This window comes from Sporosarcina sp. Y1011, from assembly GCF_057669885.1.
In genome coordinates, this window is the sequence record NZ_JBYHFP010000004.1 from 231740 (window position 1) to 250260 (window position 18521).

The 18521-nt window shown below is 39.0% G+C and carries 16 protein-coding genes; 4 read left to right on the forward strand and 12 right to left on the reverse strand.

Annotated elements, in window-relative coordinates; translation table 11 throughout:
* Positions 1-11: 11 nt before the first annotated feature.
* The 4 genes from hsdR to AC25Y5_RS07280 form a co-directional block, all read right to left on the reverse strand.
* Positions 12-3230: a type I restriction-modification system endonuclease gene (gene hsdR, locus AC25Y5_RS07265; protein WP_488139729.1), complete on the reverse strand. Its 3219-nt coding sequence runs from the start codon at positions 3228-3230 to the stop codon at positions 12-14.
* A gap of 534 nt (positions 3231-3764) precedes the next feature.
* Complete coding sequence (gene radC / locus AC25Y5_RS07270) at positions 3765-4424, reverse strand: RadC family protein (protein ID WP_488139730.1); 660 nt, start codon at positions 4422-4424, stop codon at positions 3765-3767.
* Positions 4425-4543: 119 nt separating this feature from the next.
* Positions 4544-4906 carry a hypothetical protein gene (locus AC25Y5_RS07275; protein WP_488139731.1) on the reverse strand — a complete coding sequence of 121 codons (363 nt, stop codon included), beginning with the start codon at positions 4904-4906 and terminating at the stop codon, positions 4544-4546.
* Between the two features lie 15 nt (positions 4907-4921).
* On the reverse strand, positions 4922-5170 hold the full coding sequence (locus AC25Y5_RS07280; protein WP_488139732.1) for a hypothetical protein: 249 nt from the start codon (positions 5168-5170) through the stop codon (positions 4922-4924).
* A 524-nt stretch (positions 5171-5694) separates the two neighbouring features.
* Here AC25Y5_RS07280 and AC25Y5_RS07285 point away from each other — a divergent pair.
* The 4 genes from AC25Y5_RS07285 (at position 5695) to AC25Y5_RS07300 (ending at position 9054) form a co-directional block, all read left to right on the forward strand.
* A complete protein-coding gene (locus AC25Y5_RS07285; RefSeq protein ID WP_488139733.1) occupies positions 5695-6375 on the forward strand; it encodes a response regulator transcription factor in 681 nt (226 codons plus the stop codon).
* Between the two features lie 94 nt (positions 6376-6469).
* Positions 6470-7387 (forward strand): ATP-binding cassette domain-containing protein, encoded by a 918-nt coding sequence (locus AC25Y5_RS07290; RefSeq protein WP_488139734.1) that lies wholly within the window; start codon positions 6470-6472, stop codon positions 7385-7387.
* Complete coding sequence (locus AC25Y5_RS07295) at positions 7380-8129, forward strand: ABC transporter permease (protein ID WP_488139735.1); 750 nt, start codon at positions 7380-7382, stop codon at positions 8127-8129. The genes AC25Y5_RS07290 and AC25Y5_RS07295 overlap by 8 nt, the downstream gene beginning before the upstream one ends.
* Before the next feature lie 10 nt (positions 8130-8139).
* Positions 8140-9054, forward strand: a complete 915-nt coding sequence (locus AC25Y5_RS07300; protein WP_488139736.1) for a sensor histidine kinase — start codon at positions 8140-8142, stop codon at positions 9052-9054.
* A gap of 407 nt (positions 9055-9461) precedes the next feature.
* Here the strand turns inward: AC25Y5_RS07300 and AC25Y5_RS07305 are convergent, their stop codons facing one another.
* The 8 genes from AC25Y5_RS07305 to AC25Y5_RS07340 all read right to left on the reverse strand — a co-directional run bounded on the left by AC25Y5_RS07305 (position 9462) and on the right by AC25Y5_RS07340 (position 18515).
* Entirely contained in the window at positions 9462-10226 is a 765-nt protein-coding gene (locus AC25Y5_RS07305; RefSeq protein WP_488139737.1) for a PD-(D/E)XK nuclease family protein, read from the reverse strand.
* A 21-nt stretch (positions 10227-10247) separates the two neighbouring features.
* Positions 10248-10715, reverse strand: coding sequence for a single-stranded DNA-binding protein (locus AC25Y5_RS07310; RefSeq protein ID WP_488139738.1), 468 nt, complete (start codon positions 10713-10715; stop codon positions 10248-10250).
* Between the two features lie 71 nt (positions 10716-10786).
* Entirely contained in the window at positions 10787-11572 is a 786-nt protein-coding gene (locus tag AC25Y5_RS07315; protein ID WP_488139739.1) for a hypothetical protein, read from the reverse strand.
* A 2-nt stretch (positions 11573-11574) separates the two neighbouring features.
* The gene (locus AC25Y5_RS07320; protein ID WP_488139740.1) at positions 11575-12852 is read right to left on the reverse strand and encodes a RecT family recombinase; all 1278 of its coding nucleotides are present in this window, start codon (positions 12850-12852) and stop codon (positions 11575-11577) included.
* Positions 12853-13529: 677 nt separating this feature from the next.
* On the reverse strand, positions 13530-14771 hold the full coding sequence (locus AC25Y5_RS07325) for a GTPase family protein (RefSeq protein ID WP_488139741.1): 1242 nt from the start codon (positions 14769-14771) through the stop codon (positions 13530-13532).
* A gap of 387 nt (positions 14772-15158) precedes the next feature.
* On the reverse strand, positions 15159-15878 hold the full coding sequence (locus tag AC25Y5_RS07330; protein WP_488139742.1) for a hypothetical protein: 720 nt from the start codon (positions 15876-15878) through the stop codon (positions 15159-15161).
* A gap of 67 nt (positions 15879-15945) precedes the next feature.
* Positions 15946-16767 carry a S1 RNA-binding domain-containing protein gene (locus AC25Y5_RS07335; RefSeq protein ID WP_488139743.1) on the reverse strand — a complete coding sequence of 274 codons (822 nt, stop codon included), beginning with the start codon at positions 16765-16767 and terminating at the stop codon, positions 15946-15948.
* A 62-nt stretch (positions 16768-16829) separates the two neighbouring features.
* Positions 16830-18515: a type IV secretory system conjugative DNA transfer family protein gene (locus AC25Y5_RS07340; protein ID WP_488139744.1), complete on the reverse strand. Its 1686-nt coding sequence runs from the start codon at positions 18513-18515 to the stop codon at positions 16830-16832.
* Between the last annotated feature and the right edge of the window lie 6 nt (positions 18516-18521).

Sequence of the window (18521 nt, forward strand, 5' to 3'; positions counted from 1 at the left end):
TGCTCACCCCATCAACTTATATACAAATTATCATTAATCGCATATACGATCTTATCAATCTCATCACCAAATTCACGTTTCAGTACGTTATAACCCCCACTACTTTTAAATGGCTCTTCTGAAAATGCTTCTTCTGGTGTTGGTGCTAAAACAGGAACTTGAAACAACTGCTTTTCAATACGGTCAAGCCATTTACGTTGCCTAGGCGTCCAATCGTGTAATGCATATACTTTTTGCATCGCGTTTTTCACACGTGTTTCATGGTCTACCAAAGCTTCCCCTATTGCAGCTTGACGAATAAAACTAATAATATCCGCAGCAATATCTACATTCTTCGCTTGCTTCCAAGCTGATTGTAAATGTGATTGTTTGAATCCTTTAGTATCTAGAAGGGTTACAAGTTCTCGCAAATCTTTACGTGTTAAGTCTTTTGGTCTATTGCATATTAATAGAAGTGCTGGGATTTCATTCATGTTTTCTCGAATGTATTGGACAAAACCGTTTATATAGTCTGCTGGCTTTTCGTTTCCTTCCCCATATCCACGGGTTACATTCTTTATTTCATCTTCATGTTTTGAAATAACTTGAAGCTCTTTAGGCGTCTGATACGTTGCGACATATTCAAACAAAATACTATTAGCTTGGGCTTGTTCTGGTCGGTAGTGTTGAATTTCCTGCGCCCATTCATCAAGTGATACACCGTTTGCTAATTCTTCAAAGCGACGTTTCCCTCTATCATCAATCTTTTGTTTTTTACGCTGAATTTTCGCAACGAGCTGATTACGGAAATGATCTACTTCATCTTCTGTCTCAGCTTGCGTAAATGAATCATGTATATCAGTTATCGTGAAATTTTGCTGCTTCACAACAGGCTTCATATCTGTATATTTTTGCAGTTGATTGTAAATACCAACCGCATCATAAACTCGGAAATGGGTTTTCCCGATGTCAGGGCATAAACGTGTTGCACGACCTAGCATTTGGTCATATAATATACGCGACTTTATACGACGTAAAAAAACTAAGTTTGTAATGGTTGGCACATCTATTCCTGTAGTAAGTAAATCAACTGTTACAACGACATTTGGTAAACGCTCATTTTTAAAGCGTTTAATCATTTCATTTGGGTTGTAAATAGAACCTGTAATTTTTACAATCGCATCATCTGATACTACATCTCCGCGATTTGCATATGCTTCTTTTAGTAAACGGACAACCAAATCCGCATGTTGATTTGTTGCAGCAAAGATAAGCGTTTTTTCTCGACTCTCTGGATCAATATAGTCTGTTAATTTATTTAAGACTGCACGATTAAATGATTCAGTAATGACTTGTTTATTGAAGTGTTCTACATCAAACTTTAATTCGTCTTTTAAGCGTTCGAGGATAACTTCACCTTGCTCAGGGTCGTATAATTCAACTTCCTCGCCTTTTTCGAATGAAATCCCGCTTTTTGCTAACTCTGATTCAAATAAGTATGGCGGCTCATGGTCTACTAAGTAGCCATCTAATACCGCTTCTGTATACGAGTATTTGTAAATGGGTAATCCAAAAATATCTGTTGTATGGAGCGCTGGTGTTGCGGTTAAACCAAGCACTGCTGCATCGAAATAATCGATTACACGACGATATTGACTTACATAGTCATTTTGATTTTGAAATAACAGCTCATCATCCGACATTTCGCGGTCACTTGTATAGCCCCTATGTGCTTCATCGACAATAATAAAATCATATTGCCCAACTGAAGGCGACTTTTCTCCATCATTATAAAATAAGCGTCTGACCATTCCCTGTACTGTCGTAATCTGAACTTTGGTTTCAACATCTGGAGTCAGATCGTCAAGTTCCTTTACATCATAAATACTAGCAAATGACAAGCCTTCAATTTTGGTATCCTTTAATGCGTCAATTGCTTGCTGTCCCAGTGAATTACGATCAACTAAAAATAAGATACGGCGACACTTTTTCGCTTTTATCAGTCGATACATAAGTGAAATCGCTGTACGTGTTTTTCCTGTACCTGTCGCCATTGCAAGCAGCATTTTACGCTGTCCTTCGATTAATGCTTTTTCGACAGCTAAAACTGCAGTTTGTTGATAAGAACGTAGACCAAACTTTGTAATATCTTCTGCTGCGAGTTTTGCATTTGCTTCTGTATCATCTACATCTAAGAGTAAACGTAGATCCTCTGGAGAGTGCCATCCTTCCAATGCATGTGCATGTTTATGAGGTGTACGTGAATCCCAGAACCAGATACCTGATTGATCTTGTAATTGTTTTAAGTATGGTCGTCCATTTGACGCGTATAAGAATGGTGCTTTATATTCACCATTTACAGGAAGCAATTTGATACCTTCCTTTTCGTCTATTAAACGTGCATACGTTTTCGTTTGGCTTTCAAGGGCTGCTGGAATATCTCGGTGCTTCGCTTTTGCTTCAACAATGCCCACCAATTCTAAGCCAATGAATAACGCGTAGTCGGCATACTTGCTACCAACTTTCCATTCAGCAATTGCCATATTTTTATTCTTCACTGGCATTGTTTTATTCTTTTTGAAGCTGAGTTTTTCTGTATCAACAATCCAGCCAACAGAGCGTAACTTCTCGTCAATAATAGTGCGTGTCTGCGCTTCCGAAAGACGATGTTTCTTTACATGAAGCTGTGATTTTTCCTTACGCTTTACACGTACATCTTTCGAAATCGTATCATCTGTTATTACATGTAATTGTTCAACAAGTTGTTTCTCTTTAACTACAATTTCTTTTTCAAGTTGTTCAATTTTTTGTTGAAGTTCTTTAGTTGTATCAACTTGTTTCAACAATTCTATATATTTAGGAGCGGAAAATTTCCAATCAACATAGACTTCCACAAACCAAATGGATAGTTGATATGCAAGTTCTAATAAGCTTTTCGCTTCTTCCGTTGTGCCATAGTTTGCTTCATGTGAAGCGGTGTTGCCTTTACGACGCAATATATCAAAAATATCCAATAGTTCAGGCTCTGCTAGCCCTTCTTTTCTCATTGTATTTATGCGGTCTACTTGTGATGTATTGTAAGCCATACGAATATTATCAGAAGCTAATACCGCCTTCGCAATTGTTTCACTAAATAATCGAAGTTTCATAATCGATGTATGGGGGTCTTGATATACATTACGTTCAGCACTTTCCCCTAACTTTCCCAGCACTTCCCATTGACCTTCAAAAAAAGAAAAGTTACTCTTCAATGATTTCACCGCTCTTCAATGTAGTATGTTTCTTCAATTGTACTATATTGGAAATATTAAACACACTATGTAGAGCTTATTTTCGATATTTCACTGTAATATATATTGCTATATCTCCACTTTTCTGTCTACTCAAGCTAGTTTCTTTGTTTCTATTTCATCGTCAGTTGGAGTGGTAAATAGTTTAGCTATAACCTTGAGTCGCCTTCACACACCTACACCCTTTCCACTCAAACCCATCATGCACAAATATACGAAACCATCTTCCTTGGAGATCTGCAAATAACAAATACTACATTTATCTCTACTTCTATCGGCGGGGGAGGATAGGTGGGGGGGTGATTACCAGATTTCACTAACCCTTTCCTAGCAAAAAGGGTTAGTGGGTGTATCTACACAACTATCGATATCTGTAGAACTTAAAAAAAGATGACTCCTATTCAATATAGGAATCATCTTCTAGTTGCTTAATCTCTTTTTTCATTGTGTCCTTGACTTAGGTGCCAATTTAATTAATACTCCCTTTTCGACATTTTACATATAGCCCTTTTCCTTAAGTGATATAAACTGATGGTCACCGATAATTACATGATCCAATAGCTCCACTCCCATCACACTGCCAGCTTCAGCCAGTCTCTTCGTAACTTCGATGTCCTCTGGTGAAGGATTACACGTGCCGCTCGGGTGGTTGTGAAGACAAATTATCGACGCTGCACTTTGTTTCATAGCTTCCTTGTACACCTCTCTCGGATGTACTATCGAGGAATTTAGCGAACCGATGAAAATGGTCTTTTTATGAAGCACCTCATTTTTCACATTTAGGTACAAAACCACGAAATGTTCTTGCGTTAGTGACGTCATCTCCGCCATAAGATAAGACGCTGCATCCTCTGGAGATCTGATTGTATAACGTTTTTCATTCATTCCAGCATTCCGTACTTTTTTAGCAAGAAGCATTCCCGAATGAACTTTCAAAGCTTCATTATGCGTCATGCCTTCCTTCTCCAATTCAGACACAGTCATCTCGACTAAAGATCTTATCCCCCGACCCGCTAAACGACCTGTAAATTCTGGCGTTGAAGAAGGTCCGATTAAGACGGCAAGAATATCCTGTAATTCTATGACAGCTTCAGAACCGATTGCATTGTATGTTGCGACTGCTTCACGAGCAGATGTAATATATTTTGTTGTCATTTTTATAATCCTCTCTCACACAAAGCTAGCACCGAGTGGCACTAGCGTTCATGTGCCACTCATTCCCTGCCCGGTGGAAGGCTTTTTATGGTATAATGAATCTACAATATTTTAAGGAATCACTTTTTACGAGATGCGAATCGACGCGTCTCCTTTTTTTCGCCCATTTTTGCGATTACTGCATCATCCCAGCCCATCTTTTTCAGATTGGAAGCTGTGATGTTCAGCATTTTCCATGGATTGACACCTTCGAGCACCATGTTTTGCGCTACTTCCTTCATTCCCTTTTCATCAAATTGCCACGATGCAGAAACAGTGTAATCCCAAATGACTTCTCCTGTATCAACTGGACCATTGTTGTCGACGAAGGCCTTTAGTTCAGCCTTCATAGCTTTTAATGCTGATTCAACACGTTCAATTTCTTTTCCTAATTTAATTGCATTATCCATACTTTCAATAACCTCTGTTTTTGCAAGTACCATTTTAAAACTCCTCCTTTAGATTCCTATATTTCCGCTGCCAATTACCTTCACATCACCGTTTTCAATAGACAAGAAAATATCTTGAATATCGGTAAGCAAATTTAGCTTTTTAACTTCTCCTTTACCATCCAGTTGGTAGATACCCCCAAACTTAAAGACAAGGAATTTCCTCTCACTCATTTCGTCCACATAGCAGATGTATGACTTGTTCGCACTTCCCTTTTTGTTGTTAGAAACTAGACGTTCTAATTGTTTACCAACCATTTGAATCGCTCCTCTTCCTTTTATTTTTGAAAACAAAAAAGCCGATCGTATCCCGAAGGATTCAATCGACTTTTAATATATATCACGCAAAAATGCGTAAATACCCTGTGTGATTATGCCCGAAAGCAATTTTGTGACGTGCAATTACATCTGCCTAGCTTTTCCCGAAACGAGAATTCATAGGCTACTACCTTCATGTCGTATCTCCTTTTGTATAATGAAAAGGTATAACGACTTTCATCAAAATACGATGACTTGGAAACTAATAGAATATAGATTAAGTTTATCAAATCAATGTAACAGTCGCAACACTTTGGGAATTGTGTATCTAGTAATAAGACTTCATGATAAGTACCTGTGCGAGAAAACTTCTCGCACAGGTACTTTTTTGTTGGTCATATAGTTCACTTAAGATTGCATGTTCTGTTAATCGGAATATATAAGTCAGTGAGACAATAGCAAAAGTTAGGTATACTCAATAGATATACAACCAAACACTATACATGTAAAGATAGGTGATCATGATGAGTGAAGGTAAAAGCATTTTAATTATTGAAGACGATCAAGAAATCAGTAAGCTGCTAAGCGTCATGTTAACAACAACAGGTAGAGATATTGTGTTAGCTTATTCGGGAACAGAAGGTCTGCTTCAGTTGAAAAATACTAGTTTCGACTTAATTGTATTGGACTTAATGCTGCCGGGAAAAAGTGGCGAAGAATTGATAGAAGAGATTCGAAAAGAAAGCTCAATTCCGATCATTGTCATTTCAGCCAAAGTGGATATCGAGAATAAAGTCAACGTATTGAAGTTGGGCGCGGATGATTATATAACCAAGCCGTTTAATCAACAAGAGGTCGTAGCGAGAGTGGAAGTCCAATTACGAAAGTCGAGTCTTCATCCGTTGCAGACAACGAAGATGGTGTGGCGAAAGCTGACTCTTAATACAGAAAAACTGTCTGTGTCTTTAAATCAACAAGAACTGATGTTGACCAATGCAGAATTTGATATTCTGTCTTTATTCATGCGTAATCCGGAGCGAGCGTTTTCTAAAAAGGAAATTTATGAAAGCATTTGGAAAGGAACGTACTTTGGGGATGACAACACTATAAGTGTTCATATTTCGAATCTCCGCAAGAAGATTGCCGAACTTACTTCTGACGAATATATCAAGACTATTTGGGGGATCGGATTCATGCTTGTTTAATTCCTTATGATTTCTTTATGGTTAGCTTACAGTATGTTAAAGAGATCTACGCTAAAGTATAGATATCAAGAAGTTTAGCAAAGGAGTCACTAACATGGAGACTATTATTCAAACGTATCAACTAACGAAAACGTTTAAAAATGCGACCATCATCGAACCTCTTAATTTCTCATTACGTAAAGGAGAAATTTGTGCTCTCATCGGTCAGAATGGATCAGGGAAATCGACGCTCTTTAAAATGCTTGCAGGCCAATTACATTCAACTGCAGGAGACATTCACTTGTTCGGAAAAACTGGAAGAGACGTAGCACAAGCAAGGAGAAGGATGGGCTTCTTGGTAGAAACGCCTGTCTTCTTTCCGGATTTTACTGCCTCTCAAAATCTGGAGTATTTCCGAATTCAGCGCGGCGTCGTTGAAAAGAAGCGTGTAGATGAAGTCTTGAAGATTGTTAGCCTCGCAAAAGAAAAGAGGAAACGGTTTAAAGACTATTCTATGGGAATGAAACAGCGATTAGGTATAGCTCTTTGCCTGTTGAGCAGTCCTGATTGTTTAGTTCTGGATGAGCCGATCAATGGGTTGGATGCAGAAGGGATTCGGGAAATTCGTAATTTATTGGTAAAACTGAATCAAGAAAAACAGATAACAATCTTTATTTCTAGTCATATTTTAACCGAGTTACATTTGCTGGCGACACGTTTTGTTTTTATTAAGAATGGTGTCATTGTTGAAGATGTCAGTAAAGAATCACTGCAAGAAAAAAGCCGGAAACAACTTCAACTTACGGTCGATGATCCAGCCAAAACAGCGCAACTATTGGAACAGGCATATGCAGATATCGAATTCAAAGTGCTTCCCAATCAAGTGATCATCATCCACAATTATGTCGAGAGCAGCGGAGACATCAATCGTTTATTACTGCAAAATGGTGTATCCGTGGGAGAGTTCCGAATAGAAGCCCGAAATTTAGAAGAATACTTCTTGGAACTCGTTGGGGGGAATGTTCATGATTAATTATTTGAAGAGTGAGCAATACCGCTTATTGCGTAAAAAATCACTGCATATTTCCAGTCTCGTTTGCTTATTGCTGATCGCAGCCGCAGCAGCTGTGTTGTACTATTCTCAAAAAGCGGATCCGAATTTCCCATATGCTACGAATCGATTTTTCTATTCAAATGTAGTCGGAAGCGGTGGGCTTATTATCATTGTAAGTTTTCTCTTTAATTTCAGTCTCACAGGCAAGGATACGGGTGTGCTGAAAAACGGAGTTTCATTTGGGATATCCAAGAACACCATCTTCTGGTCCAAACTGATCCTGACTTTAAGTTATTTCCTGCTAATTAGTGTCATCGGCATTTGTTTAATGATTGGGCTGGGCGAGTGGCTGATGTCTGGTGATCGTGAGTCGGTCAAAGACTTTTTGACAGCACTCGGCAATATGGTCCCGATTTTACTCAGTGCATTCTTCATAATCCATTCGCTGAAAATGTTGAAGGTCGGTGAAGTCTATATCTTTATTCTCATGCTGTTCATCTTTGTATTTTCGGGTGACTTGCTGCGTATCTTATTTCGGCCGTTTACAAGTTTACAAGACGTATATAAGTATGCACCAGATGCCTTATTACATGATAACTTACTAAATTTCATGAATCATACTGTACAATTCGGTTACCAATACTGGAGTATAGGTGTGCTACTTTCTGTGATAGCTTTACTGATGGGTGTCACAAAGTTTGCGAAACAAACGATTGATTGAGAAAGGATGAATGAACGTGAGCAGCTGGTTGATGATGATCCTACTGATTTCACTGCTGGTCGTTATGACTGGAATATCTCTTTTACTTCATTGGGATATTAAAAAGATGACGAAGCAATTAGAGGGAATCATTGAGAACTTCGGAACAAATGAAGTCGTTCGCACCCATACCCATAATAAGAACCTGGCCCGATTTGCTGCAAAAATCAACCAGCTCATTCATTTATTTAAGCAGGATCAACAGCGCAAGCACGCTAAAGAAATGAATCTGAAACGGGAAATCACGAATATCTCACATGATTTACGAACACCTTTAACGTCTATCAAAGGGTTTTCGGAATTGTTATCTAATCCATCGTTAACTGTAGCGGAAAAGAACGAGTATCTGGCTGTTGTTCAAAAGAAAATCGATAATCTGACCAATGTTGTGGATTTGTTCTATGAACTCTCGCAACTGGATTCCTTGGACAAAAAAATGGTCATGGAGAAGAATTTCCTGGATCAAATAGTGGTAGAAGCGATGCTGACGTTTTATGGTGAGTTTGAGAAGAATCAATTGCAAGTGCAGATAGATGAACATGCAGTTTCTCCTATTCTGGCAGATAAGAAAGCTACAGATCGGATTGTAACCAATATCATTCAAAATGCGCTAGTCTACAGTAAAAGTACTGTAAAGATGGATCTGATAGAAGACATTGAGTATATTCGATTACGTGTTACAAATGACGTGGAGACGTTTAATGTTACAGAACTTCAACGAATTTTTGATAGGACATTTAGGATGGACTCTAGTCGCACCGGCAAGCAACTTGGTTTAGGCTTGCATATTGTTCAGCGGCTTATCGAGAAACAAGGAGGTAACGCCGTCGCTAATGTTACTGGAGATAAATTTATACTAGAAGTTTCGTTTAAGAAGTGGGAGTAGGTTCGGTTATTCAAGTTGGATTAGAGCGCGGTATAGATTTCACACTATCGGGCACGATTCCACTACAAAGTATTGTGCTTGATCTACATAGGGGCAGATTGTTTTACTTTAGGTGGGAATTCAAATTAAATAGTTTTATGTAGAAACAAGCTTTAAGAACATAGATTAAGTTCGCCATGTAAATATACGCTTAGTAGATAAGGGATTTATTCAAGCATATGATTGAAAAAACGAACGAACTTCAACGATTGTGTTGTCACCCTAAAGATTGATATATAGGCAAAAATGAAGAGTCCAATTCATATGCGAATTTGGACTCTATTTCTTCTTATTTTGTATTTTGCACCAGTGAACTGAACGGGTTGGAATATTCCAATTCGGTGCTGAACTTATTATATTTTCTTCTTTTAATAACTACTGAACTTTCGATAGCATTCAATGACAAACGGGCAATGCCTACAATGGCTAGAAGGCGTTGATGAGAATAAATTTTCTGCTTCTTCTGGCAGCATGTCTAAGATCTCCCGTTTAGAATTGATTTCGTTTGCTACACCCAAAGCCCACTGTCTGGAACTTTCCATATCAGCCTGATTGAAAACATGTTTACTCGCTCTTCTGAATCGAAGAAAATACAAGTTACCTTCAACCTTTGTTCTGTTCTTTAATTGTCCTACAGCCCACGCATACAATCCTACTTGATGATTGTCTCGAACATCATATCTGACGCGATTCGTTTTCCAATCAACTATTTTATCTCCATCTGGTGATATAAGATCTATATAGCCTTGTAACACCGGGGCTGAATCTGCATCAGAAAGAGATAGTTGAAAATGAATCTCCGTTTCACCCATGTTTTCTTTAATCGGTGCATGACTAACCAACTTTGACATTTCATCCATTGTCACTTCTGGATGAAACTCAGCTTCAATCATCCCGTTTAAAACGGCCTCTGAATGAGAAACCCCATTAATTTTATCCTCGACTGCTTTATGAACTCCCTTGCCTAAAGCTAGAGGATATGTGGTGGGTTCTTCGTATCCCTCGATGTATTTCTTGAAGAATCTATACGGACAGGTTTTGTAAAGGTTTAAACGTGAAAAAGAGTAAATCAATTTGATTTCTCCTTTCTTTTTTCTATTTTTAAAAATAGAAAAAAGAGACTGGATAACCAATCTCCTTCTATTAAATACCCATCAGAACGGCAGGTCATTATCGCCAATAGGACCTCCGCCCGTTTCGAATTGATTCCCATTTTGACTTTGAGCTTTACTGTTACCAGCGTAAGGATTAGCCTGTTTCTGATAGTTCTCCTGTCCTTGCTGTTGTTGGTTGCCTTGACCTTGTGGTTTCGGATCAAGAAACTGTACAAAGTCAGCTACAACCTCAGTAACGTATACACGGTCTCCTTTGTCGTTCTCGTAGTTACGAGTATTAATACGACCATTCACCGCAGCTTGACTGCCTTTTTTAAGGAAGTTAGCTGCATTTTCGGCAGGTTTCCTCCAAACTTGAACCATGATGAAATCAGCTTCGTTTTCACCATTGGCATTTTTAAACGGACGATTCACTGCCAGCGTAAAGTTGCAAACAGCTGCACCGTTTTGTGTGTATTTTAGTTCCGGCTCTTTAGTTAAGCGACCGACTAGACTTACGTTATTCATATGTTCTCCTTTTCTCATGACTAATTTTCAGCCATGTCCCTGATTTCTCTCCGTATAGGGTAACGGATATTTTAATTAGCCAATGACACTTTATTGTTTGTTTTTAAATTTTGTTTGCGCATGTCAATCCTTCGTTTTTGATTTTTTGACATCTTCCACATGTGATATATAAAGGCCACGTTCAGTACGACTTTATTCATTTCAAAGTCATAGGTTGACAGTGAGACTTTCCATGCAGCCCTTCCAATCTCTGCACCTTCTATCGCCCATCCGGCTCGTTCATCTTCATCTTTCACGTATTCAGCCAGCAGTCGATTGAACATCAAATGAATTTGCGTATTGTGACAGGATTGCATGATAAAGTAAAGAAGCTCATTCTGACGTTCTTCTTGATTTTCTATATGAGCTACCACTATGAACATGGCAAAGTGCTTTGCAAGCTCTTCGTATTCATAGTTCTCCCAGTCATTTAAGACTATTTCTCTATTCTCCTTGAATGCAGCTCGGTTCTCCCGTTTGTATTCAGCCCAACCAATGGATCGAAGTTGACGAACATTCAAACATTCAGCCGGATGTACGGGTTTCTTCCTTTTCCCGAAATACTTTTCACGTATTTCAGAGTAAGGAAGTCCCGATAACTTGGTCTCAAAGTCTAATACGCCACCGGAAACACCACAAAACCAACATTTAAAGATTTGATCATGCGTGTTAAGCGACAAATAATATTTATGTCCTTTTCCCGGTTTGGAATCCTCTTCGCAAAAGATACATTTGCAAAGAGTCTCCTTTTTACCGTGTGTACGGGGATTGAACGCAATACCATATTCCTCTGCAACTTTCAGGATTTCAGGAAGCATAATTAAGCTACCCCCATATCCGCATCTCCCAACTTCTCAAAGAACGTAAATCCGTTTTCTGTGCGGGTCTGCATCGTAAACTTTTCACCTTCAATAAGGTGTTGTGTTTTTTGAACCGCAACTTCCCCTTGTGCAAACACCATTGATTGAGTATTACTGGCAACACTCTTCACATACATTTTTGCGAAAGAAACGCCGCCTGGAGTTGTTCCCTGTTCATACTTTTCCATGATGAACGCATCTAGGGGTTCAGAAGCCGTTTCCTTTTCCTGTTGAACAGGCTCTTGAATGGATTCATTTTGAATCGATTCAGATTGTACTGGCTGCTCATTCACTTGAAGATAACTGAACTCTTCAAGGAAATTGAAGCCACTCTCTTTCTTAATGACCAAAGCCAACTCCTGACCCATTTGAATGTGGCTAAGAGAATCGATTACGTCCTGTTTTCCTTTTACTAGAACAAGACTCACTTCATCGGTTGCCTTATCCATAACATTCAGTTTTGCGAATGGAACTTTTTGTGGACTTACCCCTTTTTCAAAACTTTGTAGGATGTATACCCCTTCAATAATGTTGTTGCTTGATTGCTGAACGGGTGTCTCAGAAGATTGTTGATTTCCTGAAACCTCGTTTTGTTTGTTGGGGGCTGGATTAGACTGCTTCGGTGCATCCGCATTTCCACTGTTACTATTAAAGTCTTCATCAATCGACATTTCCTCACGAGTGTATAAGCCACCTAGAGGGAACTGACGACGAAGTACAAAAACCTCGGCTATTTTTTGGATCATAGCGGAAGGCATCTTATCCCAAGTGTTTTTATTTCCATACTTCGAATTAAGTTCACCTGAATTTGCCTGAAAGTATTCCTGGAAATCTACGAATACAGCAACCGGTCTAAAGCGTTTATGGTGCATGACAGCATAAGCACCAAGTATTGGACCACGCTTCTGACCGAACTCATGACGAACACTTCCCTCCGAAGGGATGAACTCAAATGTGTCACCTTCTCTAACCACGTTAGCGTTTGGAGGTCCTACGTAGCCGTCTTGCGTAGTAGCTACACGAAGCAACCCATCGCGAGTAGTAATGAAAGATGTATTCGGTCCGTTCTTCGTTTCATAACGTTGGAAAACGATATCACCGAGCAATGGATTCAATCCGAAGGTCTCACAGACTTCTATGAAATGATTCGCCTCTTCTTGAGTCCCTTTTGCTGGCTGAACAAACCTATTCCAAATTAACGACTTTTGTTCGTTTGTGAACGTTAGTACTTTTTCCACTTAAACCATCTCCTTTTGTATTTTTAATAAATAAAAAAGCTGACTTCACCCATAGTTGGATTAATCGGCTTTTAGGTAACCCACTGCAACCGAAAACGAAAGTTGTTTTCATATCATTTCATTGCAGCACTCCTTTCAGTTTTTTAAAACAAAAAAGCCGATGTCACCCTTAGTGGGATCAATCAGCTTTTAAAATATATATCACGCAAATAATGCGTAAGTATCTAGTGTGCGAAGAGCAGTTTTGTGCCGTAATTCGTCTGCCTAACTTTTCCCAAAGAGAATGAAAATACAAAGGCTGAACATTTGTGTCGAATCTCCTTTAGAAATAAATCAAAGGTTTTACGACTTTCACCTGTAGGAATGGTGACTTGGAAAATGATGAAATATGTATATATTATATCTAATGAAAAAGTGGATAGCAACCAGATGTGAAATAGAGTTTCCTATAATTAACTAAAGTGAAATCTTATCAAATATATGTAGAACTCTACTTCTCTAATCTTTTAGAAACAAAAGAAGTAGAATTCCAAAACACTTTGTAGGAAAGAATACGTTTCATCAACTTAAATATAAACAAAGCAATTTTAAAGTATCAACATTATTTAAGTCACTCATACTTACATTCAACACTTTAATAATTAACAGAATTAAAGAGGTTTTTATTCTCCATTTCCTTAATCAGGAGTTTTAAAAGAGTCAGGAGGCTTTATTTCATTATTGAAAAAGTAAGCTTCCGCGGATTTACCTATACCCCAGGTACTTGCAGCAGCAATTGATCCTGAAACTGCAAAACCTCCTACCGGAATTAGCTTGGCTGCTTGTCGTGCAACTTCTCTTAAACCAAAACCTGCACCGACATTAATACCGGCAGCAGCTAGATATTCCACTGCTGTTTCTTTAGTTGCTGTTCTTCCGGATAATGCTCCGATAACACTAATCATTAACATTTGAATCGGCACTAACAGCGCTATATCAGCAATTGGAATCGGGGTAGAACCCACACCCCCAGCTATAGTAGAGAACCGTTTAATTAGATTTGAGGATAATTTCTTTAAAGGTATTGCTCTTTTTTGCGCTTGAAAAAAATCTAATTGGGCCGATTCAGGTAAATTTTTCCCTATAAAGTCTAATAAAGTGGCAATATTCCAAAGATCATCTTTTATTGATGCTACGGGAATAATTCCTAAGTAATCACTTCCACTAAGTTCATAACCGTAATATGGAATATTAGCATTAAGTGGCGATTTATTTGCATGCAGCATATTGCTTATCACATATTCCATTTGCTCATCTAAATCAGCCGCCTTAATTGCATTTTCTTCTGGTGGCCACTGTCTTGGATTCTTAAAGGTATCTGCTTTATTTAGTATCATGACCAAAGGAATATCATACTTTAGATTCTCTTTAATAAATTTCTTTAGCTCAGCTCTAAATTCCATATCTTTTTCAGCTGCACTTACTTGTGGCATTGACATAACATGTAATATTACATCTGGCTTATGCTTCAAGATACTATTCTTCAGTGCGGATATTGCATCGTCCTCAACTGATTCATCAGGTTTTGAGGATTCAAAGATTCCTCTAGTATCAACAACCTTCCATGTAGAATACTCTTCAGCAAATGTAATCAAATACGGTTCATCCTGAGGCTCTTGCGCTTGGAAGTCATTAGTTTCCGCTACATCTTTTCCAGCCAATGCATTAATCAGTGATGATTTACCGTGGCCACGTTGTCCCATTAACATTAATACTGGGGGTCTACTTTCATCAATCAACTTTCTAATATCATCAAGAGCTGGCCCCAAAACCATTTTTTTAATTTGAGATTTTATAGCTTCGTTTTTAACAGGTATTGCATCGAATAGTTCATCAATTGTCTCTAATAACTCTTTAGTTTTTACTTTATCGATAGCCATATGATCTTCTCCTTCAAAATATATTTCTTGTCAAGATTCTTATAACATAAACAGCTTTGTTACATGTTTTTATGTATTCAATAAACTCGTCCTGTGCCGTACACCCTAAAATTATCCCATAGACTTCTAGAAGAATCAATCTTCTGAACACTTCATACACAGTTTAATACGTTGCATTTACCTGTCACTAAACCGCAAGACTTTACTAGTTCCATATAATTAATATTAAAAGTCATGCCTGTAGATTTGCTACCCATAATCAACAGGCAATATTAATTATACAGTTTTTCAAAAAGCACTACCTTTTACAAAATGCCAGCAGCTTTCAACCTAGTTCTGATTCAAATCTTATCATGGTCTAGATTATAGGTTATTCTAGCTAGTTAACTATTTTACGACTTCTGCGTCTTTTTCAAATTCCCCTTTGCTATTAAGGTAATAAAATTGGCCCTGAATATCGTCTATGCCTCCACGCATATCCATGTCAATTATCACCCGAACTTTCATCTTTACTATATTCACTATGATTGACTGTAAATGTTGAAGTGATTCTGCAACTATAATGAGACGCTCGTTAAAATGTTGGCCCCTCCACTTCAAATACATAAGTAAATCACTCACATGACCGCGCACAACGTACACATAAATAGGCTTGCCCTGAAACTGAATTGTCCCACTAAAAGGCTCTTGCGTCGGCAATACTTTTGATTCAGCAAAGTGTTGAAACAATTGAAAGAAAAGAAGGCGTTTCAAAACATCTTCTGTTTTGTATTCAACCCAATAATTACTTTCGTAACACTCATTCAGCCCAACAACGGCTGCTCCGTTTATTCCAAGTGTGAAAATAGGTATGGTCTGCTTGTTTCGATGGATCTCATGGCGAACGATTTTCTTCTCTGATACCATACGTTTTAATCGTTTCTTATCCAAATAAAAAAAACGGGAAAGTTGTGCTCCCCCGATTAACCCCACTGCTGCTAGTGCCTCTAATGCTTTTCGTTCTTTCGGTGATTCTCCGTTGACAAAATCTGAACGTTTTATGTTTGATGGTATTCGTGTCCAGTGCAAACTCCATTCATGTGATAAAGAAAATGGGCTAAGTGACATTGCTGCTGCCTCCTATAATTAGAATTAGTAAAGGGTCACGTCGATTTGGCGCGACCCATGAATATATTCAAAGCACCCGAGTAATACGAGTTCGAATCTGTTCTTTCTGTGTATCTGTTTCCAATACACGGACAAGCACACGATCACCTCTTTTAACGTTTTGGAACTTCAAATGACGGGCCAGCGAATCGACACCAGCTTCCAGATTAATGAACACCCCGTATTCACGGACACCTGAGACTGTACCGACATATTCGTTACCAGAAGTATAGCGACCGATAGAACGGAGCCACGGGTTCTCTTGAGTTGCCTTCGCGCTGACCGTCACCTTCTTCTCTCCCTTATCAATTTCCAAGACTTTAACTTTCAGGTGATCGCCTTGGTTGACCTCTTCCGTTAAGTCATCAATCCAACCATATCTGATTTCTTCAAGTGGAATCTTCACTTCAATGCCCCCAATATCAGCACGGACAAGTGACGGGCTGACACTTCGAACAACAGCAATGATTTCGTCGTCCACATCAATTTTCTTTAGTGTAATGGCTGCCATGTGATCCAGAGCCGCAAGACGTGAGCCAGTGAACACATCCGCTTCCCTGTCATAATTCAATACCTTGAACGCAACGGATTGTCCTGTCATAGCACGAAGCTGCCGAAGGTTAGCTGCTCCCGTAAACTCCAAAGGGATGAATCCCCGAATGTTGCCGATACCTACGACTGCACATGGCTTATCAAGTAACTTTTCAATTCCTATGATTGGAGCCTGGATGATTGAGTTATTTTGATGCGCACCGTAGACCTGTTTCCAATCCTTATCAAAGTTATTTACCACTTCCACTTTCGATGGGTCAAAACCTTCGATTAGAACTTGCATATTGTTTTCAGCCATTTTAAAATCTCTCCATTTCATTAGTTTATTTTTTGTGAGACATTGAAACACGTTTCATTTTGCTAATCCCAAAATCCGTCATTAGACTTCACTACATTGTTCGTTTCCTGTTGTTTTGTTTTCGTAACCGGTGACTGTGCATCCTTTGCTTTTGAATCTTGCACGATGGACTTCCTCGGCTCCTTCAATTCCTTTTTTTGTTCAGGAACACGTTTCACTTCGGTTTCCTGTTTTGTTTCATTTGAATGAGAAGCATTTGATTGTTTATTATCAGAAGTTACTTCAAAAGAATGTAGCGCTTCAAGTTCGGGCTGGATCATTGTTTCAGTTACTGATTCAGCCCCCTCATTATTCGTCTGTTCAAGCTCAGCCATCTGTTCTTTTTTCATCTTCATTCGACGGTGAAAATGTTTAAGTAGCCTGTTCCCCTTTAACTTTTTAAAAGACGATCCATCTTCCCATTCCCTCAGCTCCTTCCAATTACGTGGAACAAATTGACCTTTAGCTAACGCTGGCTTTTGCGGTGTACCGTCCTGTAGGAGTTTATGGACGTAGTTAAATTTCGGGATGCCGTCCATTAAATCAGTTGGATCAAAACGGTATTCTTCATCTTCTGTATCTCGATACGAGTCAGGAAACAGCCGTGGCAACAATATTCGATTCTTATATGTGCTTTGCCGCATGATGACTTTATCTTTGCCAAATTCGTCCGCAAAGTCTTGAGCATCCTGTGCGGATATACCGCCAAAACAGATTTTGTTTCGGCATGAAGTGAGAATGGCCTGTTTCATTGCCTTTGGGCCAAGATTTCCCGATTCTATTTCGAGTTGACCAAGAGATTGGGTAGCAAAAATACCCGCTACCTTATATTCGGCAGCGAGTGATAAGAAAATCTCTACATCTGGATTAATATAGCGACTATATTCATCTACAATCAAAAAGTGGGGAATGCGTGTATCCTCTGTTCCCGGTCTCCTAAACGTTCCATTTTGCAAGTGCATAATCATGAATTGGCCGAAGGCATCACCCGCTTTACGTAACTTACCAAGTGCTGTATTGACCGCAAGGACACCGCCCGTCTCCAAATGTTCATCGATATTCACATCACTTTTACCCGTCATGATTGTTCGGAGCGCTTCGTTACTGACGATATTTTCAAGTTGGGCTCTTAATCCAATTACGAATTGCTGATACTTCTCACGCATGCTCCCGAGTAATTCTGATTCAAAGAAATGCACCAAGTCCGTCATGCCGTCACGATGCTTCAGTTCCGATACCTTTTGCTGCAAAACATTCTGATCGCGTAACGTGTTCATTACATCGACGATATCCATGTCGTTGCCATGCAGTTCTTTAAGCAGTTTCGTAACATTACGTGCCGATAGTTCCTGAACGGTTGCGAAGAACGCATCCTGTTTTCCGAACAAACCTTTTAATACAACGACTGTTGCTTCCGCTACTGTATCCGTGTCACCTTCCATTGGATTAAAGCTCGCAGAATTGGGTTTGTCAGGGTCAACATGAATACATGGAATATCCATTTCTAAACACATTTCATTTACCATTGCCGCCACATCACCTTTTGGCTCTACTACAGATATACCTAAGGGGATACCTCGTTTCTTCTGTAACAGTAATTGATAAATCATCGGTTTTAATATCGTTGCTGTCTTGCCGCAACGGGTAGGGCCTACGGCAAGCATATGGGTAAAACAATCACTTCCCTGCCATACGATGGGCATTCCCATCTGCTT

Coding starts and splice junctions, on each gene's coding strand:
- radC (WP_488139730.1), bottom strand. CDS start 4,424: ATGACAACAAAATATATTACATCTGCTCGTGAAGCAGTCGCAACATAC.
- AC25Y5_RS07275 (WP_488139731.1), bottom strand. CDS start 4,906: ATGGTACTTGCAAAAACAGAGGTTATTGAAAGTATGGATAATGCAATT.
- AC25Y5_RS07280 (WP_488139732.1), bottom strand. CDS start 5,170: ATGGTTGGTAAACAATTAGAACGTCTAGTTTCTAACAACAAAAAGGGA.
- AC25Y5_RS07285 (WP_488139733.1), top strand. CDS start 5,695: ATGAGTGAAGGTAAAAGCATTTTAATTATTGAAGACGATCAAGAAATC.
- AC25Y5_RS07290 (WP_488139734.1), top strand. CDS start 6,470: ATGGAGACTATTATTCAAACGTATCAACTAACGAAAACGTTTAAAAAT.
- AC25Y5_RS07295 (WP_488139735.1), top strand. CDS start 7,380: ATGATTAATTATTTGAAGAGTGAGCAATACCGCTTATTGCGTAAAAAA.
- AC25Y5_RS07300 (WP_488139736.1), top strand. CDS start 8,140: ATGAACGTGAGCAGCTGGTTGATGATGATCCTACTGATTTCACTGCTG.
- AC25Y5_RS07310 (WP_488139738.1), bottom strand. CDS start 10,715: ATGAATAACGTAAGTCTAGTCGGTCGCTTAACTAAAGAGCCGGAACTA.
- AC25Y5_RS07315 (WP_488139739.1), bottom strand. CDS start 11,572: ATGCTTCCTGAAATCCTGAAAGTTGCAGAGGAATATGGTATTGCGTTC.
- AC25Y5_RS07325 (WP_488139741.1), bottom strand. CDS start 14,771: ATGGCTATCGATAAAGTAAAAACTAAAGAGTTATTAGAGACAATTGAT.
- AC25Y5_RS07330 (WP_488139742.1), bottom strand. CDS start 15,878: ATGTCACTTAGCCCATTTTCTTTATCACATGAATGGAGTTTGCACTGG.
- AC25Y5_RS07335 (WP_488139743.1), bottom strand. CDS start 16,767: ATGGCTGAAAACAATATGCAAGTTCTAATCGAAGGTTTTGACCCATCG.
- AC25Y5_RS07340 (WP_488139744.1), bottom strand. CDS start 18,515: ATGGGAATGCCCATCGTATGGCAGGGAAGTGATTGTTTTACCCATATG.